This window comes from Micromonospora sp. NPDC049081 (assembly GCF_040648835.1).
Taxonomy (GTDB): Bacteria; Actinomycetota; Actinomycetes; order Mycobacteriales; family Micromonosporaceae; genus Micromonospora; species Micromonospora antibiotica.
Window position 1 is genome coordinate 1 of record NZ_JBEZEK010000056.1, and the last position, 4,714, is coordinate 4,714.

Below are 4,714 nucleotides of genomic sequence, written 5' to 3' on the forward strand. Positions count from 1 at the left end.
TGGTGGTGCCGACGTTGCGTCGGGGTGAGGGTGGTGTGGGTCGGGTGTTGTTGTCGTTGGGTGAGGCGTTTGTTGCGGGGGTGGGGGTTGATTGGGGTCGGGTCGTTCCGGAGGCTGTCCGGGTCGACCTGCCCACCTACCCCTTCCAGGGCCGCCACTACTGGCTGAACCCGACCGCACCCGGCGGGGCCGACGTCTCGCACGCCGGTCTGACCGCCGTCACCCACCCGCTGCTCGGCGCGGTCGTCGAGCTGGCCGGCAGCGCCGTCACCGGGCTCACCGGCACCCTCTCCCTCGCCGCCCAGCCCTGGCTGGCCGAGCACGCCGTCGGCGACACCGTGCTGCTGCCCGGCACCGCGTTCGTCGAGATGGCGCTGCGTGCGGGCGACGAGGTCGGCTGCGACCACGTCGACGAGCTGACCCTCCAGGCGCCCCTGGTGCTGACCGACCGCACGCCGGTGCACGTCCGGGTGGAGATCGACGAGCCGGCCGGGGACGGTCGCCGCGAGGTGAGCATCCACTCCCGGGCCGCCGACGTCGACCTCGGTACCGCCTGGACCTGCCACGCCACCGGCACGCTGGCCCCCGAAGCCACCGACCCCGCCGCCCCGGCGCACCCTGCGGTGTGGCCGCCCCAGGGAGCCACCGCCGTGGACGTGCGCGACGCGTACGACGAACTGGCCGACGGCGGCTACCGCTACGGTCCCACCTTCCAGGGGCTGACCGCGATGTGGCAGCGCGGTGACGAGGTGTTCGCCGACGTGCTGCTCCCGGAGGCGGCCCACGCCGACGCCGCCTGCTTCGGCCTGCACCCGGCGCTGCTGGACGCGGCGCTGCACGCGGTGCTCATCCGTGACCGGCTGGCCGGCAGGGACGACCTGCGGTTGCCGTTCGCCTGGCAGGGCGTCACGCTCGCCGCCGCCGGGGCCTCGATGCTGCGGCTGTCGCTGCGTCCCACCGCGACCGGGGCGATCACCCTGACCGCCGCCGACGGCGCCGGCCAGCCGGTGCTCACCGTCGAGTCGTTGACCTTCCGCGAGGTCGACCCGGCCCGACTCGGCACGGCCGCCCGGCCCGACGCGCCCCCGTTGTACGGCCTCGACTGGGTCACCGAGCCCACCGCCGACCCGTCGCCGCTGCGGTGCGCCCTGCTCGGGCCGGACCCGTTCGGTCTGGGCGCGGTGCTGACCGACGTCGACCACTACGCCGATCTGCCCGCCCTGGTGGCCGCCGGACGGCAGGTCGACGTCGTCGTGGTGACCCGGCCCGACGCCCCGCAGGGCCCGGCCGTCGACGCGGCGCACGGTGCCGCCAGCTGGGCGCTCACCCTGGCCCAGGAGTGGCTCGCCACCGAGGACCTGGCCGACGCCCGGCTCGCCGTGGTGAGCCGGTACGCGGTCACCACCGACGCGGGCACGACCGTGTCCCCGCCGGCCCAGGCCACCGCCTGGGGGCTGCTGCGCTCGGCGCGGACCGAGAACCCGGGCCGGTTCCTCCTGCTCGACCTGGACGACGACCCCCGTTCGCTGACTGCGCTGCCGGCCGCCCTCGCCACCGACCGGTCCGAACTGGCCGTCCGCGGCGGGGAGCTGCGGGTGCCCCGGCTGTCCCCGGTGCGCCCCGGCGTGCTGCCGGTGTCCGGGGGCGACTGGCGACTGGACGGCACCGGGTCGGGCAGCGTGGACGGTCTCACCATCGTGGCGGGGCAGACCCCGGTCACCGGGTCGGCCGCCCTCGCCCCGCACGAGGTCCGGATCGCGGTACGGGCCGCCGGCCTGAACTTCCGTGACGTCCTGATCACCCTCGGCGTCTACCCCGGCGAGGCCCGGATGGGCATCGAGGGTGCCGGTGTGGTGACCGAGACCGGCACGGCGGTCACCGACCTGCGGCCCGGTGACCGGGTGATGGGCATGGTGGCGGAGTCGTTCGCCGGCACCGCCACCGTGGACCACCGGCTGCTCGTGCCGATCCCGGCCGGTTGGTCGTATGCCCAGGCCGCCGCGGTACCGATCGTCTTCGCGACCGCCTACTACGGACTCGTCCACCTGGGCGGCCTACGCGCCGGGGAGTCGGTGCTGATCCACGCCGCAGCCGGTGGCGTCGGGATGGCCGCCGTGCAGCTGGCCCACCAGCTCGGCGCAACGGTGTACGCCACGGCCAGCCCCGCCAAATGGGCGGCGGTACGGGCCCTCGGCGTCCCCGCCGAGCGGATCGCCTCGTCGCGTACCGACGGGTTCGAGGCGACCTTCCGGGCCGCTGCCCCGGGTGGCGTCGACGTCGTGTTGAACAGCCTGGCCGGCGACCTGCTCGACGCGTCGTTGCGCCTGCTCGCCGACGGCGGCCGGTTCGTCGAGATGGGCAAGACCGACCTGCGTGACCCGGACCGGGTCGCCGGGAACCACCCCGGCCGCCGTTACCAGGCGTTCGACCTGATCGAGGTCGGTCGCCAGGACCCGGACCTGATCCAGCACATCCTGACCGAGATCGTCGACCGCTTCGCCCGGGGGACGCTGACCCACCTGCCGTCGAGGTGCTGGGACGTCCGGTCGGCCGCCGACGCGTTCCGCCAGCTCAGCCAGGCCCGCCAGATCGGCAAGGCGGTGCTGACCGTACCGGCCGCCTGGGACCCCGACGGCACCGTCCTGATCACCGGGGGCACCGGTACGCTCGGCGGCCTGCTCGCCCGCCACCTGGTCACCCGCCACGGCATGCGGCACCTGCTGCTGGCCAGCCGCCGTGGCCCGGCGGCCCCCGGCGCCGCCGAGCTGGTCGGCGAACTCACCGGCCTCGGGGCGACGGTCGAGGTCGCCGCCGTCGACGTGGCCGACCGGGACGCCCTGGACGCCCTGCTGGCCGGTGTCCCGGCGGCGCACCCGTTGACGGCCGTGGTGCACACCGCCGGGGTGCTCGACGACGCCCTGGTCCCCGCGTTGACCGACGAGCGGGTCGCGGCGGTGCTGCGTGCCAAGGCCGACGCCGCGTGGCACCTGCACGAGGCCACCCGCCACCGTGACCTGGCCGGGTTCGTCCTCTTCTCCTCCATCATGGGTCTGCTCGGCAACGCCAGCCAGGCCAACTATGCCGCGGCGAACGTGTTCCTGGACGAGCTGGCCCACGCCCGCCGTGCCGAGGGACTCCCGGCGACCGCCCTGGCCTGGGGCTTCTGGGACCAGCGCAGTGAGATGACCGGGCAGCTCGGTGACATCGACGTGGCCCGGATCGCCCGCCTCGGCCTGGCCCCGCTGACCGTCGAGGACGGCCTGGCCCTGTTCGACGCCGCGCTCACCGCCGACCGGCCGACGGCCGTCCCGGCCCGGCTCGCCCTCGACGCCCTGCGCTCGCCGGCGGCCGCTGCCGTCCCGGAGCTGCTCACCAGCCTGGTGGGTCGGCGTGAGCGTCGGGTCGCGGCGGCCCGGGTGACGGGCAACGCCCTGGCCGAACAGCTCATCGCGCTGCCCACCGCGGAAGGCGACCAGTTGCTGGTCGAGCTGGTCCGGCAGACCGCCGCCGCGGTGCTCGGTCACGCCTCCGCCGCCCAGGTCCCGGCCCCGGCGAAGTTCAAGGACCTCGGCTTTGACTCGCTCTCCTCGGTGGAGCTGCGTAACCGGCTGAGCGCGGCCACCGGCAGCCGGCTCTCCGCAACCATGGTGTTCGACCACCCCACCCCGACCGCAGTGGCGGCGTACCTCAGGGACGAACTGCTCGGCGGCCGGCCGGCGGTGACGGACGCGCCGCTGCCCACCCGGACCGCGACCGACGACGACCACGTCGCGATCGTCGGCATGGCCTGCCGGCTGCCCGGCGGCGTGGGTTCACCGGACGAGCTGTGGGAGTTGCTGACCACCGGCGGCGACGCGATCGGCGAACCGCCCAACGACCGCGGCTGGGACCTCGTCGACCTCTTCGACGCCGACCCGGACCGTCCCGGCAAGACCTACGTGCTCGACGGCGGGTTCCTGCCCGAGGCGGGGGAGTTCGACGCCGGCTTCTTCGGCATCTCGCCCCGCGAGGCGCTGGCGATGGACCCGCAGCAGCGGCTGCTGCTGGAGACCTCGTGGGAGGCGCTCGAGCGGGCCGGGATCGTGCCGGAGGCCCTGAGCGGCTCTGCCACGGGGGTCTTCGTCGGCGCGCTCGCCCAGGACTACGGCTCACCGCTGCACGAGGTGTCCGAGGGCCTGGACGGGCTGCGCCTCACCGGGAGGTCCACGAGCGTCATCTCCGGGCGCGTCGCCTACGCACTGGGCCTGCAGGGCCCGGCGGTGACTGTGGACACGGCGTGTTCGTCGTCGTTGGTGGCGTTGCACCAGGCGGTGGGGGCGTTGCGGTCGGGTGAGGTGTCGTTGGCGCTGGCCGGTGGGGTGTCGGTGATGGCGACCCCCGGCATGTTCGTCGAGTTCTCGCGGCAGCGCGGTCTGTCGGTGGACGGCCGCTGCAAGGCGTTCTCGTCGTCGGCGGACGGCACGGGCTGGGGTGAGGGTGTCGGGGTCGTCGTGTTGGAGCGGTTGTCGGACGCGCGTCGGAACGGGCACCGGGTGTTGGCTCTGGTGCGGGGTAGTGCGGTGAATCAGGACGGTGCGTCGAATGGTTTGACGGCTCCGCATGGTCCGTCGCAGGAGCGGGTGATTCGTCAGGCGTTGGCGAGTGCGGGGTTGTCGGCGGGTGAGGTGGATGTGGTGGAGGCGCATGGTACGGGGACGAGGTTGGGTGATCCGAT

The 4,714-nt window shown here is 74.5% G+C and carries 1 protein-coding gene; it reads left to right on the top strand.

The window, feature by feature from the left end:
• The coding region (locus AB0B63_RS32390; protein WP_357025835.1) for an SDR family NAD(P)-dependent oxidoreductase at positions 1-4,714 on the top strand (4,714 nt) is incomplete at both ends.